This window comes from Mesorhizobium sp. M0701, from assembly GCF_040320365.1.
In the GTDB taxonomy this organism is placed as follows: Bacteria; Pseudomonadota; Alphaproteobacteria; order Rhizobiales; family Rhizobiaceae; genus Mesorhizobium.
In genome coordinates this window covers 111,634-136,866 of record NZ_JAMYPO010000002.1, presented here as the reverse complement: position 1 = coordinate 136,866, position 25,233 = coordinate 111,634, and the positions used below count along the sequence as shown (strand labels likewise).

The 25,233-nt window shown below is 63.4% G+C and carries 19 protein-coding genes and 1 pseudogene; 9 read left to right on the top strand and 11 right to left on the bottom strand.

The window, feature by feature from the left end:
* Nucleotides 1-48 precede the first annotated feature (48 nt).
* Together NKI24_RS02800 and NKI24_RS02795 are read left to right on the top strand one after the other, a co-directional pair.
* Nucleotides 49-1,551 carry an AMP nucleosidase gene (locus NKI24_RS02800; protein ID WP_352620711.1) on the top strand — a complete coding sequence of 501 codons (1,503 nt, stop codon included), beginning with the start codon at nt 49-51 and terminating at the stop codon, nt 1,549-1,551.
* An 80-nt stretch (nt 1,552-1,631) separates the two neighbouring features.
* A pseudogene (locus tag NKI24_RS02795) lies at nt 1,632-2,481 on the top strand (endonuclease/exonuclease/phosphatase family protein).
* Between the two features lie 30 nt (nt 2,482-2,511).
* Here the strand turns inward: NKI24_RS02795 and NKI24_RS02790 are convergent.
* Both NKI24_RS02790 and NKI24_RS02785 read right to left on the bottom strand, forming a co-directional pair.
* Nucleotides 2,512-3,108, bottom strand: a complete 597-nt coding sequence (locus tag NKI24_RS02790) for a DUF922 domain-containing protein (RefSeq protein ID WP_352743249.1) — start codon at nt 3,106-3,108, stop codon at nt 2,512-2,514.
* A 111-nt stretch (nt 3,109-3,219) separates the two neighbouring features.
* Nucleotides 3,220-4,899 (bottom strand): electron transfer flavoprotein-ubiquinone oxidoreductase, encoded by a 1,680-nt coding sequence (locus tag NKI24_RS02785; RefSeq protein ID WP_023677807.1) that lies wholly within the window; start codon nt 4,897-4,899, stop codon nt 3,220-3,222.
* Nucleotides 4,900-5,128: 229 nt separating this feature from the next.
* Here NKI24_RS02785 and NKI24_RS02780 point away from each other — a divergent pair, with 229 nt between their 5' ends.
* The 3 genes from NKI24_RS02780 to NKI24_RS02770 all read left to right on the top strand — a co-directional run bounded on the left by NKI24_RS02780 (nt 5,129) and on the right by NKI24_RS02770 (nt 7,613).
* Nucleotides 5,129-5,773 (top strand): hypothetical protein, encoded by a 645-nt coding sequence (locus NKI24_RS02780; protein WP_352743247.1) that lies wholly within the window; start codon nt 5,129-5,131, stop codon nt 5,771-5,773.
* A gap of 37 nt (nt 5,774-5,810) precedes the next feature.
* A complete protein-coding gene (locus tag NKI24_RS02775) occupies nt 5,811-6,692 on the top strand; it encodes a uracil-DNA glycosylase (RefSeq protein ID WP_352743245.1) in 882 nt (293 codons plus the stop codon).
* Between the two features lie 105 nt (nt 6,693-6,797).
* Nucleotides 6,798-7,613, top strand: a complete 816-nt coding sequence (locus NKI24_RS02770) for a helix-turn-helix domain-containing protein (protein ID WP_352743243.1) — start codon at nt 6,798-6,800, stop codon at nt 7,611-7,613.
* On the opposite strand, the gene NKI24_RS02765 is transcribed toward NKI24_RS02770, so the two are convergent.
* Together NKI24_RS02765 and NKI24_RS02760 are read right to left on the bottom strand one after the other, a co-directional pair.
* Nucleotides 7,614-8,591: a DMT family transporter gene (locus NKI24_RS02765; RefSeq protein WP_502901424.1), complete on the bottom strand. Its 978-nt coding sequence runs from the start codon at nt 8,589-8,591 to the stop codon at nt 7,614-7,616.
* Nucleotides 8,588-8,812 (bottom strand): hypothetical protein, encoded by a 225-nt coding sequence (locus NKI24_RS02760; RefSeq protein ID WP_352743504.1) that lies wholly within the window; start codon nt 8,810-8,812, stop codon nt 8,588-8,590. Before NKI24_RS02760 ends, NKI24_RS02765 begins: the two co-directional genes overlap by 4 nt.
* A 154-nt stretch (nt 8,813-8,966) precedes the next feature.
* Here NKI24_RS02760 and pepN point away from each other — a divergent pair, with 154 nt between their 5' ends.
* The 4 genes from pepN (at nt 8,967) to NKI24_RS02740 (ending at nt 14,947) form a co-directional block, all read left to right on the top strand.
* Nucleotides 8,967-11,612: an aminopeptidase N gene (pepN, locus tag NKI24_RS02755; RefSeq protein ID WP_352743241.1), complete on the top strand. Its 2,646-nt coding sequence runs from the start codon at nt 8,967-8,969 to the stop codon at nt 11,610-11,612.
* Between the two features lie 189 nt (nt 11,613-11,801).
* A complete protein-coding gene (locus NKI24_RS02750) occupies nt 11,802-14,126 on the top strand; it encodes a PAS domain-containing sensor histidine kinase (protein WP_352622511.1) in 2,325 nt (774 codons plus the stop codon).
* A gap of 126 nt (nt 14,127-14,252) precedes the next feature.
* Nucleotides 14,253-14,513, top strand: a complete 261-nt coding sequence (locus NKI24_RS02745) for a type II toxin-antitoxin system prevent-host-death family antitoxin (RefSeq protein ID WP_352454340.1) — start codon at nt 14,253-14,255, stop codon at nt 14,511-14,513.
* Nucleotides 14,510-14,947: a type II toxin-antitoxin system PemK/MazF family toxin gene (locus NKI24_RS02740; protein WP_352743238.1), complete on the top strand. Its 438-nt coding sequence runs from the start codon at nt 14,510-14,512 to the stop codon at nt 14,945-14,947. Before NKI24_RS02745 ends, NKI24_RS02740 begins: the two co-directional genes overlap by 4 nt.
* Before the next feature lie 110 nt (nt 14,948-15,057).
* Here the strand turns inward: NKI24_RS02740 and NKI24_RS02735 are convergent, their stop codons facing one another.
* The 7 genes from NKI24_RS02735 to NKI24_RS02705 form a co-directional block, all read right to left on the bottom strand.
* Nucleotides 15,058-15,537: an EF-hand domain-containing protein gene (locus tag NKI24_RS02735; RefSeq protein ID WP_352679799.1), complete on the bottom strand. Its 480-nt coding sequence runs from the start codon at nt 15,535-15,537 to the stop codon at nt 15,058-15,060.
* Between the two features lie 145 nt (nt 15,538-15,682).
* Nucleotides 15,683-18,649, bottom strand: coding sequence for a bifunctional [glutamine synthetase] adenylyltransferase/[glutamine synthetase]-adenylyl-L-tyrosine phosphorylase (locus tag NKI24_RS02730; RefSeq protein WP_352743235.1), 2,967 nt, complete (start codon nt 18,647-18,649; stop codon nt 15,683-15,685).
* Nucleotides 18,649-20,118 (bottom strand): sensor histidine kinase, encoded by a 1,470-nt coding sequence (locus tag NKI24_RS02725; RefSeq protein ID WP_352591936.1) that lies wholly within the window; start codon nt 20,116-20,118, stop codon nt 18,649-18,651. The genes NKI24_RS02730 and NKI24_RS02725 overlap by 1 nt, the downstream gene beginning before the upstream one ends.
* Nucleotides 20,119-20,124: 6 nt before the next feature.
* A complete protein-coding gene (locus NKI24_RS02720; protein WP_352454335.1) occupies nt 20,125-20,799 on the bottom strand; it encodes a response regulator transcription factor in 675 nt (224 codons plus the stop codon).
* 300 nt (nt 20,800-21,099) lie between these two features.
* Nucleotides 21,100-22,656, bottom strand: a complete 1,557-nt coding sequence (locus NKI24_RS02715; RefSeq protein WP_352743232.1) for a Do family serine endopeptidase — start codon at nt 22,654-22,656, stop codon at nt 21,100-21,102.
* Nucleotides 22,657-22,772: 116 nt separating this feature from the next.
* Nucleotides 22,773-23,237 carry a cytochrome c-type biogenesis protein gene (locus NKI24_RS02710; RefSeq protein WP_084641257.1) on the bottom strand — a complete coding sequence of 155 codons (465 nt, stop codon included), beginning with the start codon at nt 23,235-23,237 and terminating at the stop codon, nt 22,773-22,775.
* Complete coding sequence (locus tag NKI24_RS02705; RefSeq protein ID WP_352449040.1) at nt 23,234-25,222, bottom strand: heme lyase CcmF/NrfE family subunit; 1,989 nt, start codon at nt 25,220-25,222, stop codon at nt 23,234-23,236. The genes NKI24_RS02710 and NKI24_RS02705 overlap by 4 nt, the downstream gene beginning before the upstream one ends.
* Nucleotides 25,223-25,233: the final 11 nt, after the last annotated feature.

The window sequence follows — 25,233 nt, the reverse complement described above, 5'->3', positions numbered from 1 at the left end:
GCCGCCTTACCCCCTCCCAACCGCGCGTCCAACTCTCTATATTGGGTCATGGAAAAGCGAATCTATCCCCAAGCCATTGAATCGGTGGTCACGCCGGAGCCGTTTGGCCGGCAGAGCTTCAACGACGCCAAGAAGGCCGTCGCGGCCCTACAGGTGCTTTACGACCGCAACACCAAGTTCCTGCGCGATTCATTTGCCGCGCTCGCCGCGGGCGGCGACAACAACAAACGCTACCGGGCTTTCTATCCGGAGATCGGCGTCACCACGAGTTCCTTCACGCAAATCGACTCGCGGCAGGCCTATGGCCACATGCCGACGCCGGGGCATTTCTCAACCACCGTCACCCAGCCTGCTCTTTTCGAAAGCTACCTCACCGAACAGCTTCGGCTGATCATGCGCAACCACGGCGTTCCCGTCACGGTTTCGGAATCGACCACTCCCATCCCGCTGCATTTCGCCTTCCTCGAAGGCACGCATGTCGACGGCACTGCTGCCGAGCGCATCAAACGGCCGATCCGTGACCTGTTCGACGTGCCGGATCTCGACGGCACCGACGACCAGATCGCCAACGGCACGTTCGAAGTGGCATTGGGCGAGGCACGGCCGCTGGCGCCGTTCACCGCGCAACGGATCGACTATTCGCTGCACCGGATGTCGCATTATACGGCGACCAGTCCCCAGCATTTCCAGAACTTCGTGCTGTTCACCAACTACCAGTTCTACATCGACGAATTCGTCGCCCGTGCACGCGAATTGATGGCCAATGGCGGTGACGGATATGTCGAGTTCGTTGAGCCGGGCAACATCGTGACCAAAGCAGGGGACGGTGCGCCCGGTGAGGGTGCTGCGCCCCCTCGCCTGCCGCAGATGCCGGCCTATCATCTGAAGAAGCCGAATCATGGCGGCATCACCATGGTCAATATCGGCGTTGGGCCTTCCAACGCCAAGACGATCACTGACCATATTGCGGTGCTCCGGCCGCATGCCTGGGTGATGCTCGGCCATTGCGCCGGCCTGCGCAACACGCAGGCGCTCGGGGATTATGTGCTGGCCCATGCCTATGTACGAGAAGACCATGTCCTCGACGACGATCTTCCGGTCTGGGTGCCGATCCCGCCGCTAGCCGAAATCCAGGTGGCTCTGCAGGAAGCGGTCGCCGAGGTCACCGGGCTTTCCGGATATGATCTCAAGCGCATCATGCGCACTGGCACCGTCGCCACTATCGACAACCGCAATTGGGAGCTGCGCGACCAGCGCGGGCCGGTCCAGCGGCTGTCGCAGTCGCGGGCGATCGCGCTCGACATGGAATCGGCGACGATCGCCGCCAACGGCTTCCGCTTCCGGGTGCCCTATGGCACGCTGCTTTGCGTATCCGACAAGCCGCTGCATGGCGAATTGAAGTTGCCGGGCATGGCGACCGAGTTCTACAAGCGGCAAGTAGCGCAGCACCTGACCATCGGCATCAGGGCGATGGAGAAGCTGGCTGAAATGCCGATGGAGCGACTGCATTCGCGCAAACTCAGGAGCTTTTCGGAAACTGCCTTCCAGTAAATGCCGAATCGCATGTGTCTGTCCAGGTCAGGACATTTCGTCATCTTGATTGAGCCGCACTTCTGCCGATAGACAAAGCGATGGCACGTGTTCGGGACATGACGGTTGCGCTCGCATTCGTTGCAATGCTTGCACTCTCGGCCGCTCTGGTGGCCGGGTCCTTCGGATCGCTGCATCCGGCCCTCGATTCCTTTGCTCATTTCCGCGTCCATTTTTCGGTGCTGATGGCGCTTTGCGCGCTGCCGCTGCTCGCCACCTCGTTTCGCCTGCAGGCCGCGGCCGCATTGCTGTTTGCGATAGCCTCCTTTGCCACCACGTCGAAAGGCAAAGCTTGGGCTGCTATCCGGCGCCTATCCCCACCGGATCCTCTGCCCATATCCCAATGGCGTGTTCGGCGTTGCGCTGCTGTCCAGACGACCGTTTGCCATAGGCACGGAGCCGCACTGCGACAGCCGCGGCGCGATGGCGATCGCCACGGTCGATTTCGGCGGAACCGACGTCGATGTCGCCGCCATCCACCTCACCTGGCCATGGCCGCACAACCAATCACGGCAGATTGGAGGGTTGTCTGACGAAATCGCCTCGCTTGGCGAGACGTCGATCCTGGCAGGCGACTGCAACGCAGCGCCATGGAGCGCCGCCGTCCGACGCGTCGCATCGCTTGGCAAGCTGACTGTAATGCCATCGGTCGGGCCGACCTGGCTCTACAGAAGGCTGCCGGATTTCCTGCGCTTCGCCGGACTGCCGATCGACCAGGTTTTCAGCAAGGGTGCCATCGTTATCCGTTCGGCGTCGACCCTTGAGGACACCGGCTCAGACCATCTGCCGGTGCTGGTGGAGTTTTCGCTACGGTCGGATGAACAAAAGCCGCTCGACGAGCACCAGACGGCGACCGCGCTTGCGGCGCTGCCTGGCGGGACGCGAAGCTGAAAATCCGCAGTCCAATCTCGACCTGGCTTATTACTGGCCCACAAAAGCGCGGATGAGGTGCTCGACAGGGCCGCCGTCGCGATGCTCGTGCGCATCGAAGGCGATCTGCTTTGCCTCGTATTCGGCATAGATGGCATTGATCCGGCGCTTTGCCTCGCGACGTGCCTCGAAACAGTGCGGGTCATCACCGACTGTCAGCCCTCGAAGCGACTTTTCGGTGGCCCGCATCATCTGTCTGGCGATGCGGCCATGGGTCTCTTCATGGGCGCGGACGCCAGCGAAGAACCGCTTCCAGCGCTTCTGCAGCGCAGGCGACGTGGCTGAGACTAGTTTGGGATAGGTATAGAAGAGATTGAGCGTCCCGTTGGCCTGGCGCAGGCGGCAGACGCCGTTTTCCCGTTGGGCGTCGAAGGTCCAATCATCGACGCTGTAGCCGGTCTGCGCGATGGCGTGGGTCATGAAGCCGTGCTTCGGCCCACTGCGATCCATGGCCTCGATCAGGGCCGCGCCGGTGGTTCCGGCAATGTTGTAAGTTCGTGTCTTGACCAGCACCTTAGTGCCGGCCAAGGCTGCAGGGGCGCACAATGCCCCGATCGCCACAACGCTCGTCAGAACTGCCAGGCGCATTTTTCCTTCCTCCCTGTCGCCGCAGAAAGGAAACACAGGCAGGCGGTTTATTCAACAATCCTACGGTTGCGCTGCTCCTCATCTTGTTTAGTCCGGAGCAAACCTTGTGACTTACATGTTCTGGTAGACCGGGCCCTCGCCGCCCTGTGGCGGCACCCAATTTATGTTCTGGTTCGGGTCCTTGATATCGCAAGTCTTGCAGTGCACGCAGTTCTGCGCGTTGATGACGAAGCGCACATCCTTGGCCGCAGGATCGGCGGCGGCATTGCCATCCTTGTCGACCCATTCGTAGACGCTGGCCGGGCAGTAACGCGTCGAGGGTCCCGCATAGACGTCATGCTCAGAGCGCTTCTGCAGGTCCATGTCGGCGACGAGCAGATGCACCGGCTCGTTCTCCTCGTGGTTGGTGTTGGACAGGAACACCGACGACAGCCGGTCGAAGGTCAGCACCCCGTCCGGCTTCGGGTAGGCGATCTTCTGGTGCGCGGCGGCCGGTTCCAGCGTCGCATAGTCGGCCCTGCCGTGCTTCATCGTACCGAAGGGCGAGAAGCCGAACAGCGTGTTCAGCCACATGTCGAGGCCGCCAAGGCCGACGCCGACAATGGTGCCGAAGCGCGACCATAGCGGCTTGACGTTGCGCACTTTCTTCAGGTCCTTGCCGATATCGGTGGCGCGCCAGGTGGCCTCGTAGGAGGCCAGCTCGTCATTGGTACGGCCGGCGGCTATCGCATCACAGACATGCTCGGCCGCCAGCATTCCGGAGAGCACGGCATTGTGCGAGCCCTTGATGCGCGGCACGTTGACGAAGCCGGCCGCGCAGCCGATCAGCGCACCGCCGGGGAAGGACAGTTTCGGCACCGACTGCCAGCCGCCTTCGGTGATGGCGCGGGCACCATAGCCCAGCCGCTTGGCACCCTCGAAGGTGCCGCGGATCGCCGGATGGGTCTTGAAGCGCTGGAACTCGTCAAAGGGCGACAGATAAGGGTTCTTGTAGTTCAGGTGAACGACGAAGCCGACTGCCACCTGGTTGTCCTCGAGATGGTAGAGGAAGGAGCCGCCGCCGGTCTTCATATCGAGCGGCCAGCCGAAGGAATGCTGGACAAGGCCCGGCCGGTGGTTTTCCGGTTTGATCTGCCAGAGTTCCTTGAGGCCGATGCCGTATTTTCCGGGCTCACGACCGTCGGAAAGGTGGTGTTTCGCGATCAGTTGCTTGGCCAGCGAGCCGCGCGCGCCCTCGCCGATCAAGACATATTTGCCCATCAGCGCCATGCCCGGCGCAAAGCCCGGACCATGCGTGCCGTCCTTCTCGACGCCCATGTCGCCGGTGACGACGCCGGTGACCGCACCGGCCTCGTTGTAGAGGAGGCCGACCGCGGCAAAGCCCGGATAGATCTCGACGCCCAGCGCCTCGGCCTTGGTCGCCAGCCAGCGGCAGACATTGCCGAGCGAGACGATATAGTTGCCGTGATTGTTCATCAGCGGCGGCATCAGGATATTGGGCAGACGGAACGAACCGGCGGGGCCGAGAACCAGGAAATGGTCGTCGGTGACCGGTGTCCTGAAGGGATGACCCTCCTCTTCGCGCCAGCCGGGCAGCAGCCGGTCGATGCCGATCGGATCGACGACGGCGCCGGACAGGATGTGCGCGCCGACTTCGCCGCCCTTTTCCAGCACGACGACGGAAAGCTCGGGATTGACCTGCTTGAGACGGATCGCGGCGGCGAGGCCGGCCGGGCCGGCGCCGACGATGACCACGTCGAATTCCATGCTTTCGCGTTCGATATCGCTCATCGATCCCTCACTGGCTCGCTATTCCCGGCATCCTGCTGGCTCACGCGCTGCATAGCGCATCAAATAGCGACGGGAAACCGGCGCGGACGTGACAATACCGATTTCGTCAAAAAGTCGCGTCCTGCCGCGGTGACGAGCATCAATCTTCAATCCTATTCCGTTTGCACAGATATGTCGCACTGATGTTTTTAATTGTTCGACGGCTTGCTTATCGGCCATACTTCCCGCCATGCGCATATTCGGGCCGGCTGGCTTTTCATCGACGCGCTTTTTTTTCAGGCCCGGCCGGTTTTGCCGTGCGGCGCTCTTGGCGCTTCTGCCACTGACGGCCCTCGATGCCCGTGCCGAGCAGCAACTGGTCTGGGCGACCGGCGCCTATTCCTTTTCCGACGAGCGCGGCGGTTTCCGCATCACCGGGGCTTCCGGCATCGGCACGAAGGAGGATCCGCTGGTCATCACCGAAGAGCTGAATTCAGCGACGCCGGTAACGCTGGCCATTCGCACGACAAGGCCGATCCAGCCGTTCGGCAAGGCGGGAGACTTCGCCAATGGTCTGATGTATATGCGCATCGACGTGCTCAACAATAGCGGCCAAGCCTGGGTCGAGTTCCAGTTCGAACTCCAGGAGATCCTCGACCAGCCGAGCGTGTTCGGCGACGGCCTGTCGTTCGACCAGCGCAACAAAACGCCCGAAAATATCTGGTCGAGCAGCTACGCCGATTTCGACCGCAATTTCGAACCGTATGACCGCCTGCTGTTCAAGAACGGCAAGATCGACCCGCTGAAGACCGCCAGCTTCTATTTCCTGATCACCGACTACACGCCGCGCTGGACGTTCTATCTGGTGCAGGATCCACGCATACCGTCGAGCTGAACTTGCAAATTCAAGCTCCGCGGCCGAATGTGAAACCATGACTGCCGCCCCCCACACTAGCCGAGCCGATCTCGCCGAGCTGCTGGCCTTCTACGCCAGCGCCGGCGTCGACGAGGCACTTGAAGAACAGCCGGTAAACAGGTTTGCAGAAGCCAGGCCGCCCGAGCGGGTGCCTGCGGCGGCCGCTCTGCCGGCCGGTGAAAATGCATCGCCTCATCGCTCGACGAGCGTGTCGCGCGCCGAAATGGGCGAGAGACCGAATACGGCACCGGCAGTGCGAACGTCCCCGGCCATGTCAACGGTGCCCGACGAGGCGCAGGCGGCATTGGCGCGGCAACTGGCGAGATCGGCGGCAAGCCTCGACGAGCTTCGCCACCACATGGCGGCATTCAACGGCTGCAATCTTAAATTCACCGCCAAGAACCTGGTGTTCGCCGACGGCAATCCGACTGCCGCGGTGATGCTGGTCGGCGAAGCACCGGGCCGCGACGAGGACATAGAGGGCTTGCCGTTCGTCGGCCGCTCGGGCCGGCTGCTCGACCGCATGCTGGCCGCGATCGGTCTTGACCGGACATCTGCCTACATCGCCAATGTGATTCCCTGGCGGCCGCCGGGCAACCGCGCGCCGACGCCGCACGAGACCGAGATCTGCCGGCCGTTCATCGAGCGGCAGATCGAACTGGTCAATCCGAAGGTGCTGGTCAATCTCGGCGGCCCGTCGGCAAAGACCCTGCTCAACACCTCCGAAGGCATATTGCGGCTGCGCGGCAACTGGCGCGTCCACACGACCCCGTCTGGCGTCGCCATTCCCGCCATGCCGACCCTGCATCCGGCCTATTTGTTGAGAACGCCGGCGCACAAGAAGCTGGCGTGGCGGGATTTCCTCGAAGTGAAGGCGAAGTTGCGGGCACTTGGGTAACGGTGCAGAACGCGTCTTCCGTCCTCCCCTTGCGAGGAAGGAAGGGCGGCATCATGACCTCGCAGGTAATTGAAATGCGCCCACTGCCGGCCTAGTCATCCCGTCATGACAGCAGCCCAGATTTCCGCCGGCAGTCTCATTCGCGAATGGCGTACACGCCGGCGCATGAGCCAGCTCGACCTTGCTGTGGAGGCCGAGATCTCGCAGCGGCATCTGAGTTTCGTGGAAAGCGGCCGCGCCGCACCCTCGCGTGATATGGTGTTGCATCTGGCAGAGCAGCTCTCGATCCCGCTCAGGCAGCGCAACCAGCTGCTGCTGGCCGCCGGCTTTGCCCCGAGCTTCAGCGAACGACCACTTGACGATGCCTCGATGGCACCGGCGATGGCGGCGGTCGAGACCGTGCTCAAGGCGCACGAGCCGTTCCCGGCGCTTGCCGTGGACCGGCATTGGAACCTGGTGTCGGCGAACGCCGCCATCGGCCCGTTCCTCGCCAATGTCGCCGACGCGTCCCTGCTGAAGCCGCCGGTCAACGTGTTGCGCCTCAGCCTGCATCCCGGCGGCATCGCGCCGCGCATCGTCAACCCTGCGGAATGGCGGACGCATCTTCTGGAGCGGCTGAAGCGGCAGAACGACGCTGCCGCCGATCCGGTTCTGGTCGAGCTCGAGCGCGAGCTTCGGGCCTATCCGTCCGGCCCTAAAAGCAGCCGGCCGGCGCCGGTCGAACCGAACGCGATTGTCCATCCGCTCAAGCTTGCCCATGGCGACGCGGTGCTGTCGTTCATCAGCACCATCACCGTGTTCGGCACGCCGCTCGACGTGACGCTGTCGGAGCTGGCGATCGAATCTTTTTTCCCTGCCGACGAGCAGACGCGAGCGGTACTGATGCGGCTGGCGAAAGAGCGGACCGACGCAACGGGCTGATCACCCTTCCGGCGCGACGGCCTTGCGGGTGCGGGTGCGTTCGAGACCCAGCTGGCGCTCGCGCCAGATGATGAAAATCCCCGCCGCAACCACGATCATGCCGCCGACCAGCATGTTGATCGTGGCGACGTCGCCAAAGACCAGATAGCCGACGACGACGCCGAGGATCATCGAAGTGTATTCGAAAGGTGCTACGACGGAAGCCTCGGCATGGCGATAGGCCGAGGTCATCAGGATCTGGCCAAGCCCGCCGCAAAAACCCGCGGCAATCAGAAGCCCCGCCTGCGCTGGCGTCAGCGCCTGCCAGCCGAATGGCAGCGAAAGCAGCGCCATGACGCTCGCGGTTACCGAAAACCACAGCACGATGGTCGCCGTCCGCTCGCTCTGGACGAGGTTGCGAACCAGGAGCATGGCGATGGCCGAGATCGCCGCGGCTATGAGGGCGGCGATGACGCCAAGCACCTCCTGATCGCCAAGGGCAGCGCCCGAACTGAGCAGCGTCAGTTCCGGCCACGAGATGATCAGCACCCCGACCAGGCCGACGGCAACCGCACTCCAGCGATAGATGCGGATGGCTTCGCCGAGGAAGATCGAACTGAACACCACGACCAGCAGCGGCTGCGCGTAGTTCAGTGTGATCGCCTCCGGCAGCGGCAGCCGCGTCAGCGCGAAGAAGCCGAGCCCCATGGCACAGACACCGACGACGCCGCGCGCAATGTGGTTGAGCGGGCGCTTTGTCGAAAAGGCGGTTCCGAGTTTTCCCTGGAAGGCGAGGAAGGCGATGATCGGAAAAATGGCAAAGAAGGAGCGGAAGAAGACGATCTGGCCCGCCGGGACGGTGCCTGCCGCCTTGATGCAGGACGACATGCCGACGAAGACCGCCACCGATACGATCTTGAGCAAGATCCCGGTCAGCGTGCTGTGCTCGCCGGCAAGGTCGCCAACTGCAAGCACTGGCAAATCCGGTCTGGCTGTCACGCCCCTTTTGCTTCCTCGATCGCCGCCCAGATGCACGCCGGCGTTGCCGGCATGTCGATATGCCTGATGCCGTAGGTGCGGTAGTGCGCGTCGGTCACCGCATTGAGCGCGGCAGGCGTCGACCCGATCGTACCCGCCTCCCGCGCGCCCTTGATGAAGGCCATATCCTCGCGACGCAACACAGAGGCGCTCGTTCCGAATTTCGGCGTGACGACGGTCATGGAAGCCTCGCGATGATGCTTGGGAAATGATCGCCTGAAATAGACGTCGCTGCAGTTTTGTCGAGGGAGCGTTTCGTGTAAAGAGCGCAGGCTTCAAATTATTTGGACCAGCGGACCCGCCCGCCGCTCCCGGATCGACAGGAAAAATCAAGGAATGCGCACAGATACCGGCCAGGTCTTCAAGCTCGAAGACTATCGCCCCAGTGATTATCTCATTCCGGAAACCAGCCTGACTTTCCGCCTTTCGCCTGAAGCAACGCATGTGACCGCCGTGCTGACGGTCGAACGCCGCGACGGGATTGCGGCGTCGGTGCCGCTGGTGCTGGATGGCGACGGGCTGACGCTCCGCAGCATCGCCATCGACGGCCAGGAACCGAGCCCTGCGGATTTTCTCGCCACGCCCGATCAACTGACAATCATCAGCCCCCCTGCGACAAGGTGCTTCCAGCTGAGAATTGAAACCGTGTTGGCGCCGGCGCAGAACGAAGCGCTAATGGGCCTCTATCGCTCGAGCGACGTCTATTGCACACAATGCGAGGCCGAAGGCTTTCGCCGCATCACTTATTTCCTCGACCGTCCCGACATCCTGTCGGTCTATACGGTCCGCATCGAAGCTCAGCGCCGTGAGGCGCCGCTGCTTTTGTCCAACGGCAACCCGGCCGATGGCGGCGAGCTTGCCGGCGGCTGGCACTATGCGGTCTGGCACGACCCCTTCCCCAAGCCGTCCTATTTGTTTGCGCTGGTGGCGGGCGACCTCGGCAAGATCTCGGACTGTTTTGTCACCCTGTCTGGCCGCAAGGTCGAGCTCGGAATCTATGTCGAACCGGGCAAGGAGAGGCTCGCCGGCTACGCCATGGACGCTTTGAAACGGTCAATGAAATGGGACGAGGAGGCATTCGGCCGCGAATACGACCTCGATGTCTTCAACATCGTCGCCGTGTCCGACTTCAATATGGGCGCAATGGAGAACAAGGGCCTCAACATCTTCAACGACAAGTACGTTCTTGCCGACCAGGAAACTGCGACCGATGCCGATTTCGCCAATATCGAAGCCATCATCGCGCATGAGTATTTCCACAATTGGACAGGTAACAGAATCACTTGCCGCGACTGGTTCCAGCTTTGCCTGAAGGAAGGGCTGACGGTTTTCCGCGACCACGAATTCTCGGCCGATCAGCGCTCGCGCGCCGTCAAGCGCATCGCCGAGGTGCGTACGCTGCGCGCCCATCAGTTTCCCGAGGACCAAGGGCCGCTGGCGCATCCGGTCCGGCCTCGCCGCTACCGCGAGATCAACAATTTCTACACGGCGACGGTCTACGAAAAAGGCTCGGAAGTCGTACGCATGATCCATACCATCCTCGGCGCCGAGACGTTCCGCGCCGGCATGGACCTCTACTTCGAACGTCACGACGGCCAGGCGGCGACGATCGAAGACTTCATCAAAGTTTTCGAAGACGTCTCAGGTCGCGACCTGTCGCAGTTTTCGCTGTGGTATCATCAGGCCGGTACGCCGAACCTGACCGTCAGTTCGGCGTATAATCCGGCGGCGCGGGAATTCACGCTCGAAATCGAGCAGTCGGTGCCGCCAACACCGGCGGAAAGCCGCAAGCGGCTGATGCACATTCCGCTTGCCTTCGGCCTGGTTGGCGCCGGTGGCGAGGCAATAGCCCACAGCGGCGCCGAAGGGGCGAACGTCGAGGACGGTGTCATCCATATCCGCAAACGCCGCCATGTCGTCAGGTTTTCCGGGATTGCCGAGCGTCCAGCCATGTCGCTCAACCGCGGCTTTTCGGCGCCGGTGACGCTTTCGGTCGAGCAGCGGCCCGACGACCAGTTTTTTCTGGCTGGCCACGACAGCGACGCCTTCTCGCGCTGGCAGTCGTTCAACACTCTTTTGACCGATGCGCTGATTGCAGCCTTCCGCCAGATCCTGGACCACAGGCAACCCGAGTTCAGCGCCCGGCTGACCGGGCTTGCCGGCAAGACAGCCGGCGACGAAGCGCTCGAACCCGCCTATCGGGCGCTGGCGCTGGCGCTGCCCGGCGAGGCCGATATCGCCCGCGACATCGGCAAGAACATCGACCCCGACGCCATTTTCGCGGCGCGCGAGGCGCTGGCAGTTGCGATCGCCGAGGCCAACCGCGAGATATTCTCAAAACTTTACGATCGGCTCGCCGACAATGGCCCGTTCAGCCCGGACGCGGCCAGTGCCGGGCGGCGGGCGCTGCGCAATGTCCTGCTGGACTATCTCTCCTTGCTGCCGGGAGGTGCGGGACTCGCTGCCGGGCACTTCCAATCGGCGACCAACATGACGGATCGTGCCGCGGCGTTGACCGTTCTTGCGCACCGTCACCATGGCTCACCTGAGGCGACCAAGGCACTGGCCGATTTCGAGGCGAAATATGCAACCGATCCGCTGGTCATGGACAAATGGTTCCAGACCCAGGCCAGCGTGCCCAGCCCGCAAACCGTGGACGCGGTGCGCGCCTTGACCAGCCACCCGGCGTTCTCGATGGCCAACCCGAACCGAGTACGGGCACTCATCGGTACGTTTTCCAGCGCCAACCAGACCGGCTTCCATCGCGCCGACGGCCAAGGCTACCGGCTTTTCGTCGAAACGGTGCTGCAGGTCGAAAAACGCAACCCGCAGGTGGCCGCCAGGCTGGCGACGGCGCTCAGGTCGTGGCGCTCGCTCGAACCGGTGCGGCAGGCCAAGGCAAGGGAGGCGTTGCTTTCGATCGCCAATACCGAGAAGCTGTCGGCCGATTTGCGAGACATCGTCGAGCGCACCCTGGCGTAAGCGACCTCCCGTTCTCCCCTTGTGGGAAAAAGGGAAGACCACCCGAAAACCCCATTATTTTAGTCGATTTTTAATCTTTTTTCGCCGCGCCTCTGGACAAGGCGAATCACCTTTGATTCTTTAGTGACGATTCGGAAGTGCGGCGTTGCCGGATCGTCAAGCGGGACAGAAAATCGGGGAGTGCCATTTATGGCGAAGGCGGACGCGTGGGGCGCGCCCGGTGGGACGGCGTTTGAGCGTCGCGAGGCGCGAAGCGACGGACTCGCGGGCAATACGCGGCTCATCGCCGAACCTGCCTACCGACGGCTGCTGGCAGCCGAGCCGCTGTTGCGGCGATCGATCCCGGCCCTCATCATCATGTTTCTGTTGATCATCGCAGTACTGCGCTTTCTGTCGCTGATGAACGAGCGCGACGAGATCGAGCGCGACGCCAAGGCGATCCTTGCGCTGGCCGCCGGCCAACTGGCCAGTTCGATCGCCGACGCGACCATGGTTTCCGCGCCCGGCGCGATCCAGGACCTGCTGGAGAGCACCGGTCGTCAGGGCGCGATGGGCCGAAGCCACGTACTGGCGATCACCGATAGCGCCTTCAAGATCATTGCCGTATCGCCGCAGTCGATGCACTGGGAGGGGCGATCGCTCGATGGCGTCGTGCAGGGCGGGCAGCCGCTGTTCATGTTCGGCGACCGCGCCGGGGTAATGGAGGTCAACATCGGCGGACAGGACTGGTACGCGGCAGTGAGCCTGGCGAATGGCCGAAGGGGTGCCGCGGCAGCGTTCGTGCCGCAGGAGGCAGTTTTTGACGCCTGGCGCAAGACTGTCTCACTCAACGTCACGCTGTTCGTGCTGACGGCCGGCGTGCTGATCATCATCCTCTACGCCTATTTCGGCCAGGCGGCGCGCGCCCAGGCCGCCGATCGCATCTATCTCGAAGCCCACCAGCGCATCGACATGGCACTGGTGCGCGGCCGCTGCGGCCTGTGGGATTGGGACATGGTGCGCGGCAAGATGTACTGGTCGCGCTCGATGTACGACATGCTGGGCTACGAGCCTTGTGACACGATGCTGTCGTTCGGCGAAGTCGATGAAATCATTCATCCCGAGGACGGCGATTTGTTCGAACTCGCCAACAGGATCGTCGCACGCGAGATCGACCATATCGACCAGGTGTTCCGGATGCGCCATGCCGACGGGCAATGGGTTTGGATGCGCGCAAGAGCACACGTTATCGACCCGGAAGCGCCGGAGATCCAGCTGATCGGCATCGCCGTCGACGTCACCGAGCAGCGGCATCTGGCGCTGCGCTCCGAAGCGGCGGACCTGCGCCTGAGGACGGCCATCGAAAACATCAACGAATCTTTCGTGCTGTGGGATTCGTCCGAGCGCCTGATCATGTGCAATTCCAAATACCAGCAGGACAACGGCCTGTTGGATCGCGACGTGATGCCGGGCGCTCCGCGCGCCGTTCTGGAGGAACGCATGCTGGCCTTCGCCTCGGAGCGGCGGCTTGCCAACACCAACGGACCGCAAGGAGGCGTGACCTTCGAGCGCCAGCTTGCCGACGGCCGCTGGCTGCAGGTGAATGAGTTGCGGACAAGGGACGGCGGTACCGTCTCCGTCGGCTCCGACATCACCCAGATCAAGCTGCACCAGGAGAAGCTGGTCGACAGCGAGCGCCGGCTGATGGCGACAATCCATGACCTCAGCCTTGCCCGCCGCGCGGAAGAAGAACGGGCGCGTGAGCTCGTCGAACTCAATCGCAAATACATGAAGGAAACCGAGCGCGCCGAAGCGGCAAACCGGGCCAAATCCGAATTCTTGGCCAACATGTCGCACGAGTTGCGCACCCCGCTCAACGCGATCATCGGCTTCTCGGAACTGATGGAACGGCGGCTGTTCGGGCCGCTGGGTTCGCCGCGCTACGAAGAGTATGCCACCGACATTAACGGCAGCGGCAAATATCTTCTCGGTGTGATCAATGACATCCTCGACATGTCGAAGATCGAGGCCGGCCAGTTCGCCCTGGATCAGGAAGAAATCGATCTCTGCCCGCTCATCAGGGAGACGGTTCGCGTCGTTTCTCTGCAGGCGGCGGAAAAGTCGATTACCGTCGAAACCCGCATCGCCGATTCGCTGACGCTGTTCGCCGACCGCAGGGCGATCAAGCAGATCCTCATCAACCTTCTGTCCAATGCGGTGAAGTTCACCGGGCAAGGCGGCCACATCTCGGTCAGAGCCCGCAGCATTTCCAGCGCGCTGATCCTGACGATCGAGGACAATGGCTGCGGCATCCCGAAGGCGGCGCTGAGCAAGCTCGGGCGGCCATTCGAACAGGTGCAAAACCAGTTCTCCAAGAGCCATGCCGGCTCCGGCCTCGGCCTCGCCATCTCGCGCTCGCTGGCCGAGCTTCAGGGTGGCGCGTTGAAGATCCGCTCGACCGAAAGCGTCGGCACGATCGTCTCGGTACGCATTCCGATCAAGAAAGCCGCGCAGGCGGTCAGGGCGGCTGCCTGAATGATTTCGTGATCAGGCCCAGCATGATCAGTCGAACATGCGCTTGCGCGCCGCCCTGCAACGCGAGAACTTTCCCTTGATAAATCTGTCTATTTTATCTATTTTAGATAAACAGGAGGGCTTGTGATGCGAGTGACTTCAACGGAATTCCAGCAGAATGTCGGACGCTTTCAGGATGCCGCCCAGCGCACGCCGGTTGCAATCACAAAGAATGGGCGGACCCATACAGTACTCCTGTCAGCGGCTATGTTCGAGGTTTTGGTCAGAGGACGGGTCGCCCGCCCGGTCGAGGAATTGGACGACGAGACGCTGAACGCCATCGGCGAAAGCGCCGTCCCGACCCAATACGCCGGACTTGATGCAATGCTCAAAGACTGGACACCGTGAGCCTCCCAAAACCTGTCCCCGGTCTGGTGATTTCCTATTCCTATCTCTGGGCGAGAGAAAACAAAAAAGGCGCGGAGGAAGGCCGCAAGAGCCGGCCCTGCGCAATTGTCGCCGCCCGTCGCATCGTGGAGGGGCGTGAAGTTGTAACGGTGGTTCCGATTACCCACTCAGCTCCGGCTGATCATGCGGATGCAATAGAAATACCTGCGCCACTCAAAACCCACCTCGGTCTCGACGATATGCCGTCGTGGATCATCGTGACCGAGATCAATGAATTCCTTTGGCCGGGTCCCGATTTGAGGCCCATTCCAGGGACGAAGCCGTCCCGCTTTGATTACGGCATGCTGCCGCCGCGCTTCTATGCCCATCTGCGCGACCGGATTTTGCAGGTCCACACAAGCCGCGCCCTGCACCGGACTCGCCGAACAGAGTAGCTGAATGCGGTGGAAACACCGTCCGTTCGCAGTTGGGCCGATCTGGTGATTCAGGCGTCGACGCGCACATAAGTCTCCGGCGGCTCGCACCGCCGGAGCGTTATCAATTCTCACTGCATGCCGTCACTGCCATCATTGCCCTCGCCGTCCCATTGGCGGTGACCGCCGGGACCCTTCGGCAGTTCGTTCTTCTCGATTTTCCCGTCATTGTCACGGTCGAGCATGGCGAAGACCTTCTTCTGGCGGGTTGTGATGTCATCGGCGGTCAGCGTGCCGTCGCCCTTGGTGTCGTAACGGGCGATGATGCGCCTGGCCATCTGCTCGAAGCGTGCTTTCTCCAGCGCGTCGGCGAGCTGTGCCACGGTCAGCTTGCCGCCATTGTCGGCGACCATCTTCTTCAGCCGCGCGTTCATGGCGTCGGAGAACTGGTCGAAGGTGATGGTGCCGTCATTGTCCTTTATGACCTTGCCGAGGCGCATCATCATGCCGTCGCGCGGCCCGGCCCCGGAGTGCTCGTCTGCATAGGCAGCGGTGCCGACGGCGCCGGCCAGGGCTGCGAAAACGAGTGCAAGTCTGGTTGTCTTTCTCATGGTCTTCTCCTGTTGCATCGTCACCCCCGATGCTAGAGCGGCGGACCTTCAATCCCCCGCTCTATCTCTTTGATTGAACATCGGAACCTCCCAAAGCAGGTCGCAATTTTGGGCCCGATGCTCTCGCCCGTACGGCTGGTTGCCGTCACGGTTGTTTCGCACGAAGCAGAAGGTCGAAATCCTTTCTGACCTTCTGCGACGTCTCCCCGACATGCGCTTCAAGCACCCCGAAATCCGGCAGGTCGGTGACTGCCAGAAGCAGATCCGAAAGCCCTGGCGGAACGTCGTCGCGTTCGAACGCGCCGGTGAGGCAAAGCCGTATCATCTGGGTCAGCGCCAGATAGAGCGAATAGGCATCCACCAGTTCCTGCCTGACCTGGGCGCTGGCGAAATCCGGCGCCAGGCGCGACAGGACCTCAGCCGTGCCGGTGGCCCTGCGGCCGGCTTCGATCTTTCCGGTGATCAGCGCAATCTGGGCAATGAATTCGAGATCGATGAGGCCGCCCGGGATCAGCTTGATGTCCCAGGGATCGCGCGGCGGCTTCTCCTTGTCGACCATGGCGCGCATCTCGGATGCCTCGGCCATCACCTTGGCTGGATCGCGCGGCAGAGCGAGCACTGCGGCAACCTCTCCCTCGACCTCGCGGCAGAGCTTGGCATCGCCGCCGATCGTGCGGGCGCGCGCCAGCGCCATGTGCTCCCATGTCCAGGCGTCCTGGCGCTGATATTTCTTGAAGGCGTCGACATGGGTGGCCACCGGCCCCTTGTTGCCGGACGGCCGCAGGCGAAGGTCGAGCTCGTAGAGCACGCCCTCGGCGGTCGGCGCGGAAACAGCGGCGATCAGCCGCTGTGTCAGCCGGCTGTAGTAATGCGAGGGGGCAAGCGGCTTGTCGCCGTCGGACTCCTCCGCATCGGCGTCGTGATCGTAGAGCAGGATGAGGTCGACGTCGGAGCCCGCCGTCAGTTCGCGGCTGCCGAGCTTGCCCATGCCGAGCAGCGCGACCCGGCCGCCGGCAATATAGCCATGACGCAAAGCGAATTCCGCCATCACCGCCTGCAATGCCGCCTCGATGGTCAGGTCGGCGAGATCGGAAAAAGCGCGGCCGGCGCGCGGCGGGTCGATCGACCCGGCAAGCAGCCTGACGCCGATCAGGAATTTTTGCTCCGAAGCAAAGATGCGCAGCCGGTCGAGCACGTCTTCATAGGCTCTGTCGCCTTCGAGGAAGGCGGCAAGGCGCGCCGACAGATAGGCGCGGTTTGGCAGTTCGCTCAGCAGCGCCGGATCGAGCAGCCCATCGAAGACATGCGGCCGGCGCGTGATGATGGCGGCCAGCCGCGGTGCCGCGCCCATGATAGTCGCCATCAGCTTCAGCAAAGCCGGATTCGACTGCAGCAGCGAAAACAGCTGGATGCCGGCAGGCAGGCCGGCAAGGAATTCGTCGAAGCGGATCACTGCCTCGTCCGCCCGCCGCGTCTGGCCGAAGGCTTGCAGCAGCGCCGGCGTCAGTTCGGTCAGCCGCTCGCGCGCTTCCGCCGACCTGGTGACGCGGTAGCGGCCGAAGTGCCAGCCGCGGATAACCCGGCAGATGTCGCTCGGCCGCTGGAAGCCGAGCCGCTGCAAGGTCTGCAAGGTATCGGGATCGTCGACGTCGCCGGTAAAGACCAGATTGCCGATGCCGGCCGAAAGCTCCGGCGCGGTTTCGAACAGCGCTGCATAGTGGCGCTCGACCTGGTGCAGCGCCGCGCGGAACGTTTCGGCAAAGCCTGCCGCATCGGCAAAGCCCAGCATGCGGGCGACGCGCTCCAGCCCCTCTTCGTCCTCCGGCAGGATATGCGTCTGCTGGTCGGCAACCATCTGGATGGCATGTTCGACGCGGCGCAGGAACCAGTATTGCCTGGTGAGCGCATCGCGCGCGTCGGCGGTGATCCAGCCGCGCGCGGCGAGCTCGCCGAGCATCGGCACGGTCTCGCGGCCGCGCAGTTCGGGAAAGCGGCCGCCGGCGATGAGTTGCTGGGTCTGGACGAAGAACTCGATCTCGCGGATGCCGCCGCGGCCGAGCTTGACGTTGTGGCCTTTGACCGCGACCTCGCCATGGCCCTTGTGGGCGTGGATCTGGCGCTTGATCGAATGGACGTCGGCAATCGCCGCGTAGTCCATGTATTTGCGCCAGATATAGGGCTGCAGTTCCTTCAGGAACACGGCGCCGGCAGCAACATCGCCGGCCACCGGGCGCGCCTTGATCATGGCGGCGCGCTCCCAGTTCTGGCCGCGCGCCTCATAGTAGCGCAGCGCCGCCTCGACCGGGATCGCCAGCGGCGTCGAGCCGGGGTCGGGACGAAGCCTGAGATCGGTGCGGAAGACATAACCATGCTCGCTGCGGTCCTGGAGAATGCGGACCAGCCGGCGGGTCAGGCGCGAAAACAGCTCGGTTGCATCGAGCGGATCGACGACAGCTGGCGCATCGGGGTCGAAGAAGACGACGAGGTCGATGTCGGAGGAAAAGTTCAACTCATGCGCGCCGAGCTTGCCCATGCCGAGCAGGATCCAGCCCGAGCGTCGCGCCGGATTTTTGGCATCCGGCAATCGGAGCTTGCCTTGCTCATGCGCGTCGCGGAGCAGGAAATCGACGGCCGCACGCGTGCAGGCGTCGGCAAGGTCGCTCAGTCGCCGCACCGTCAGGGAGGTCTCGGCTTCGCCGGCGAGATCGGCCAAGGCGATCAGGAAATGCGCCTCCGCCTTACATTGGCGCAGCTCCATCATCAGGCTGCTTTCGGAGACGGCCTCTACGCGTGCCGCCTTGTCGACCGCGGCGCCGATCGATGACAGCCGCGCCTCGACGCTCCCGTCGAAAAGCGCATCGAGTATCCGCGGCCGGCGGCGCGCGGTATCGCGCAGGAACGGCGACAGGTCGAACACGGCGGCGAGGAAATCCTGGACGACCCCCTTGCCTGCCAAGAATTTCGCCAGTCGCGGCAGTTCTTTTTGCCGCGCGGCGTCGGCGATCTCCGACAATTCCTGCCTGGCGCGGCTTGCATCCAGCGGAACGAGCTTTATCGCCGGCTTCAACAGCCAGTCCGTTTCGAGGCGTCGCACTGCCATCCTCGCCACCATCAGCGATCCTCCCGCCCGGGAAAACTCATGACGACCGACAATCCGGGATTGCCGGGCAGAAGCTCAAGCCGTCCATTGTGGAACGTCACGATCGCCTTGGCGAGGCTCAAGCCAAGGCCGGAACCCGGTTGCGAGCGGCTCTTTTCCAGCCGCACGAAACGCTCGGTCACCCTGGCGCGGTCGACATCATCGGGAATGCCCTGGCCGTTGTCGGAGACGGCGAGTCTGATCTCGCTACCGACACGCTCCAGCGTCACGCGAACCGTAGGCCTGGAGGTCGAGTCGGTCGAATATTTGATCGCGTTGTCGACGATGTTGGACAGCGCCTGGCCAATCAGCTCGCGATTGCCGTTGACGGCGAAGGAACCTTGCACCGAAGTTTCGAGCGTCACGCCCGCCTCCTCCGCTACCGGCTCGTAGAGTTCGACGACGTCGTGCACGGCAGCGGCCAGATCAACCCTGGTGGTGCTTTCCGAGGAATAGCCGGCTTCCAGTCGCGAGATCATCAGGATGGCGTTGAAGGTCTTTATCAGCTGATCGGATTCGGCGATCGTTCCTTCCAGCGCCTGCCGGTAGTCGCTGGTGTTGTGCTTGCCGGAAAGCGTCGCCTCGGCGCGATTGCGCAGCCTGGTCAGCGGCGTCTTCAGGTCGTGGGCGATATTGTCGGAGACCTGCTTCAGGCCTTCGTTCAGCGTGGCGATCCTGGCCAGCATGGAATTGAGGTTTTCCGACAGCCGGTCGAACTCGTCGCCGGCGCCGGTGACCGGCAGCCGGCCGGAAAGATCGCCGCCCATGATACGGCGGCTCGCCTCCGACACGCTGTCGATGCGCTTCAGCGCCGCGCGCCCGACGAAGAACCAGATCAGCAGCCCGCCGACGCCCATCATGCCGAGCGCCAGCATCAAGGCGCGGCGAATGACGGCGCGGAAGCGCTCCGGCTCGCCGAGGTCGCGGCCGACCAGCATGATCATCTGGTTGGGTAGGCGCAGCACCAGGGCAATGGCGTTGTGGCCTTTCTCGCCTTCGGCCTGGACTTCGCTCTGGGCGGGCTCGTTCGGGTCGGAGACCGGGTTGCGCTGCCGCTCGAGCTCGCCCTCGCCGAAGCGGCGGTATGAGAACGGTTCGGTGGTCCAGCCCTCGGCCTCGATCACCCCCGGCTCCAGGCTCTGCACGTTGCCGGTCAGGATCTGGCCGTTGGCATCGGCGATCAGATAGAGATTGGCGCCGGGCTGGCGGGAGCGCTGCTCGACGACACGGACCAGCAGCGGCAAGCCGCCGCGCTGATAGGCGCGGGCGAGGCCGAGCACCTCGTCGTTGATCGTGTCCTGGGTCTGGCCGGTCAGCATGCGCGCCGACAGCGAGGTCATGTAGAACACGAGCAGCACCGCGCAGATGGCGAACAGCAGGAGGTAGAGCGCCGAAAGCCGCGCTGCCGTCGTCTTCATGATGGCCGGCACGGAAAGAGTCATGGGGTTCTAGCCGCTTTTCAGCATGTAGCCGGCGCCGCGAACCGTGTGCAGGATCGGCTTGTCGAAGCCCTTCTCGATCTTGCCCCGCAGCCGCGAGATATGAACGTCGATGACGTTGGTCTGCGGATCGAAATGGTAGTCCCAGACATTCTCGAGCAGCATGGTGCGCGTCACCACCTGGCCGGCATGGCGCATCAGATATTCGAGCAGGCGGAACTCGCGCGGCTGCAGCGTTATCTCGCGCCCGGCGCGGCGCACCGAGTGCGACAGCCGGTCGAGTTCGAGATCACCCACCCGGTAGACGGTTTCGGCTTCCCTGGCGCTAGCGCGGCGGTTCAGCACCTCGACGCGGGCGAGCAGTTCGGAAAAGGCGTAGGGTTTGGTCAGATAGTCGTCGCCGCCGGCGCGCAGACCGGTGACCCGGTCGTCGACTTCGCCGAGCGCCGACAGGATCAACACGGGCGTCGTATTGCCTCTGGACCTGAGCCCGGCAATGACCGACAGGCCGTCGCGGCGCGGCATCATGCGGTCAATGACCATGACGTCATAGTCGCCGGAATCGGCGAGCGCGAAGCCGGTTTCGCCGTCGCCGGCGACATGGGCGGTATGGCCGGCCTCGGCGAACGCCTTCTGCAGGTAGTCGGCTGCCTCGCGATCGTCTTCTATGACGAGAATCTTCATAGAACCGTTATACGCGATTTCGCTGGAAGATTGAGTGGCCGGCATATGCATCGTGGCCTTCTCCATGGCGTATCGCGAACAAAGTGATTCAGGGATACGCGGTAAGTCTTTGTTTTAGCATGTCGTAGCCTAAAACTGCTTCACGCCTTGAGCGGCATGTTCGAGCGGCAGCGGGCGATGGGAAGCCCGCTGCCGCTGGGGCGGAACACGATGACTGACTAGCGTATTCAGGCCCTTGCTTTCCCGTGCGGCGGCTCGGGGGTGTTGAAAACCGCCGCACCGGAAAAGTCGAACCGGTCGTCAGCCCTTGGCGACAGGCAGTGCGACGAAGCGGTTGCTGTCGTCGCGGGTGATCTGCATCAGCACCGCCTTGCGGCCGGACTTCACCGCGTCGGCCATCGCCTTGTCGACGTCGCCGGTGCCGTTCACTTCCGCCGAATTGACGGAGGTGATGACGTCGCCGGGCTGGATGCCGCGATCGGCGGCATCGCTGTCGGGGTCGACATCGGTCACCACAAGGCCCTTGCCATCGTCAGACTTGGTGACGGTCAGGCCGAGATCGGCGAGCGTGTCGGTCTTCGGCGCGGGGGCAGGCTGCTGGTCGGCCGAGGCCTGCTTGTCGCTCGACGGCAGCTTGCCGAGATCGACCTTAACCGCCTCGCTCTTGCCGTTGCGCCACACCGTGACATCGACAGATTTGCCGGGCGGGTAAGCACCGATCAGACGGGCGAGTTCCTTCGGCGAAGCAACGTCCTTGCCGTCCACCTGGGTGATCACGTCACCGGCGGTGATGCCGGCCTTCTTGCCGGGACCGTTGTCCTGCGCGCTGGCAACGAGCGCGCCCTTGCCGGACCCAAGGCCAAGCGACTCGGCGATTTCGGGCGTGACCGGCTGGATTTCGACGCCGAGCCAGCCGCGCTGGACTGTACCGTTCTTCATCAGATCCTGCACGACCTGCTTGGCGGTCGAAGCGGGAATGTCGAAGGCAATGCCGACGCTGCCGCCCGAGGGCGAGAAGATCGCGGTGTTGATGCCGACGACCTGGCCGTTGAGGTTGAAGGTCGGGCCGCCCGAATTGCCGCGATTCACCGAGGCGTCGATCTGGATGAAGTCGTCATAGGGGCCGGCGCCGATATCGCGGCCGCGGGCCGAAACGATGCCTGCGGTAACCGTGCCGCCGAGGCCGAACGGATTGCCGACAGCCACCACCCAGTCGCCGACGCGAACCTTGGAATCATCGGCGAAGTCCACATAGGTGAACTTGCTGCCGTCATCGACCTTGAGCACGGCAAGATCGGTGCGCGGATCGGTGCCGATCAGCTTGGCGTCGAGTTCCTTGCCGTCATTGGTCACCACGGTGAAGGCGGTGCCCTCCTCGACGACATGGTTGTTGGTGACGAGATAGCCGTCATCGGAGATGAAGAAACCGGACCCTTGCGCCACCGGCCGCGGCTGGTCGTTGTTGCGGTCACGGTGTCCAAAACGGCGCATTCCGTTCGGGCCCTGATCGCCGCCTTGATCGCCAAAGCCGCGGAATTCGCGGAAGAACCGGCGCAGCTGCGGGTTGTCGGGAAGATTGCCTAAGCCGTCCTCGTCGTCCATCTGGCCGGAACCGTCATCGGCCGTCGACTGGATCTTGGCCTTGACGCGCACGCTGACGACCGCCGGCGAAACGCGATCGACCACATCGGCGAAGCTCGGGACCTGCGGTGCCTCGACACGCACGGCGTCGGCCAGCACCGGGGCTGTCCCGGTGGCAACAGCACCAAAGCCGATCGCGCCGGCAATGGCCAGGGATGCGGCTGCGGCCAGAAGGCGTTTGCGGGTGCGTAGATATGAATTGGGGGCAACATTCATGGTTCTCGTATCCTCTTTTCAAGGGACGCCCCTTGATTGGCATCCTCGACAAAGGAAATAGAGGGCCGCACATTACGGCGCCATTTCCGGTACATGAAACTTTCGTAATGTATCGATCAATCGCGGCGGAGCATCTTGTCCAGCGCCGCCTGTTCCTCGGCAGTTAATGCAGCGGTCACCGTCGAACGGCGCGAACGGGCGGCCAGCAGGATGAATGTCCCGCCAACGAGCAGCAGAAGAACTGGCGTCCCCCAGAGCAAAACATTGCGCAGATTGAAGCGTGGCTTCAGCAGCACGAATTCGCCGTAGCGCGAAACGACATAGTCCATCACCTGCCGGTCGGTATCGCCGGCGACCAGGCGCTGGCGCACAAGGATGCGCAGGTCGCGGGCGAGGTCGGCATCGGACTCGTCGATCGACTGGTTCTGGCAGACCATGCAGCGCAGGCCTTCCGACAAAGCGCGCGCCCTCGCCTCGAGTGCCGGGTCGGCGAGCACCTCGTCGGGCTTGACCGCCTGCGCGGCGCCGGCGAACAACAGCGCAAGCAGCAGGACCAGCGAGGCCAGCGTGACCCTTTTCATTGCGGGCTCGCCGATGGCACGCCGGCCGCAGCCTTGCGGCGCGACGGTGCGCCGACGCGCAGGCGGCGGTCGAGCAGCGACATCGCCGCGCCCGCCATCATCACCAGTCCGCCGCCCCAGATCAGCGTCACCAGCGGCTTCCACCACAGACGAACGACCACAGAGCCATCGCTGCCCTCGTCGCCAAGCGAAAGATAGAGCTGGCTGAAGCCGATCGTCCTGATGCCGGATTCGGTTGTGGTCATCTGGCGCACCGGATATGAGCGCTTGGCCGAGGTGATCTCGCCTGCGACGCTGCCGTCGGCGCCTAGCAGGGCGAAGCGGCCGCGATCCTCACTGTAGTTAGGCCCCTGGGCCGGATAGAGCCCCTCGAAGCGCAGCTTGTGGCCGGACAGTTCGACGGTCTCGCCGGCATGCATCGCCAAGATTTTTTCGGTGCCGAAGCAAAGCGTGCCGACAATGCCGAGCGTTGTCAGCCCGAGGCCGAGATGCGCAAGCGCTGTGCCGAAGACCGAGCGCGGCAGGCCGGCGAAGCGCCTGAGCATGGTGGCGGGCACGACGGTGCCGAAGCCGGATTTGACGGCGAGATCGGTGAGCGCGCCGCAGATCAGCCAGAAGGCAAGGCCGACACCGAGTGCCGCCAACACCGAAGCGCCATCGATGAACAGGGCCGTCACCAGCACGGCGAGCAGCGCCGCCGCGAAAGCCGCCATCAGGCGCTGGGCGACGGCGAAAATGTCGCCGCGCTTCCAGGCGAGGAGCGGCCCGAACGGCACGACGACCAGCAACGGCACCATCAGCGGGCCGAATGTCAGGTTGAAGAACGGCGCGCCGACCGAAATCTTGTCGGCAGACAGGGCTTCGACGACGAGCGGGTAGAGCGTGCCGACCAGCACGGTGGCGGTGGCGGTGGTCAGGAACAGATTGTTCAGGACCAGCGCGCCTTCGCGCGAGATCGGGTGAAACAGGCCGCCGGCCGTCAGCCGGGAGGCGCGCAAGGCAAACAGCGCCAGCGAGCCGCCGATGAACAGCGTCAGGATGCAGAGGATGAACACGCCACGCGTCGGATCGGTGGCGAATGCGTGCACCGAGGTCAGCACGCCGGAACGCACCAGGAAGGTGCCGAGCAGCGACAGTGAGAAGGTCAGGATCGCCAGAAGCAGCGTCCAGATCTTCAGCGCCGAGCGCTTTTCCATGACGATCGCCGAATGCAGCAGCGCCGTGCCCGCCAGCCACGGCATGAAGGATGCGTTCTCGACCGGATCCCAGAACCAGAAGCCGCCCCAGCCGAGCTCGTAATAAGCCCAGTAGGAGCCCATGGCGATGCCGCCGGTGAGGAACATCCAGGCAACCAATGTCCACGGCCTTACCCAGCGCGCCCACGAAGCGTCAATGCGGCCCTCGATGAGGGCAGCGACAGAGAAGGAAAAGCAGATCGAGAAACCGACATAGCCGAGATAAAGCAGCGGCGGATGGATGGCGAGGCCGAGGTCCTGCAGGATCGGGTTGAGATCGCGGCCCTCGATAGGCGCCGGATTGAGCCTGACGAACGGGTTCGACGTCGTCAGGATGAACAGGAAGAAAGTGGCGCCGATCGCTCCCTGCACGGCAAGCACATTGGCCCGGAGCGTCGCCGGAAGATTGCCGCCGAAGACGGCGACGAGCGCGCCGAAGAAGGTCAGGATCAGCACCCAGAGCAGCATCGAACCTTCGTGATTGCCCCAGGTTCCGGTGATCTTGTAGATCAGCGGCTGCAGCGAATGCGAGTTCTCCCAGACGCTCTCAACCGAGAAGTCGGAGCCGGCGTAGGCGGTTGTCAGCGCCACGAAAGACAGCGCCGTCAAGGCAAAGCCGGTCAGCGCGGCCGGTGCGCCGACGGCCATCATCTTGTGGTTGCCGGTGCGCGCACCGAACAGCGGCACCATCGTCTGCACCAGGGCCAGCGCAAACGCCAGGATCAGGGCGAAATGTCCGGTTTCAACCATTGTCACCGCAC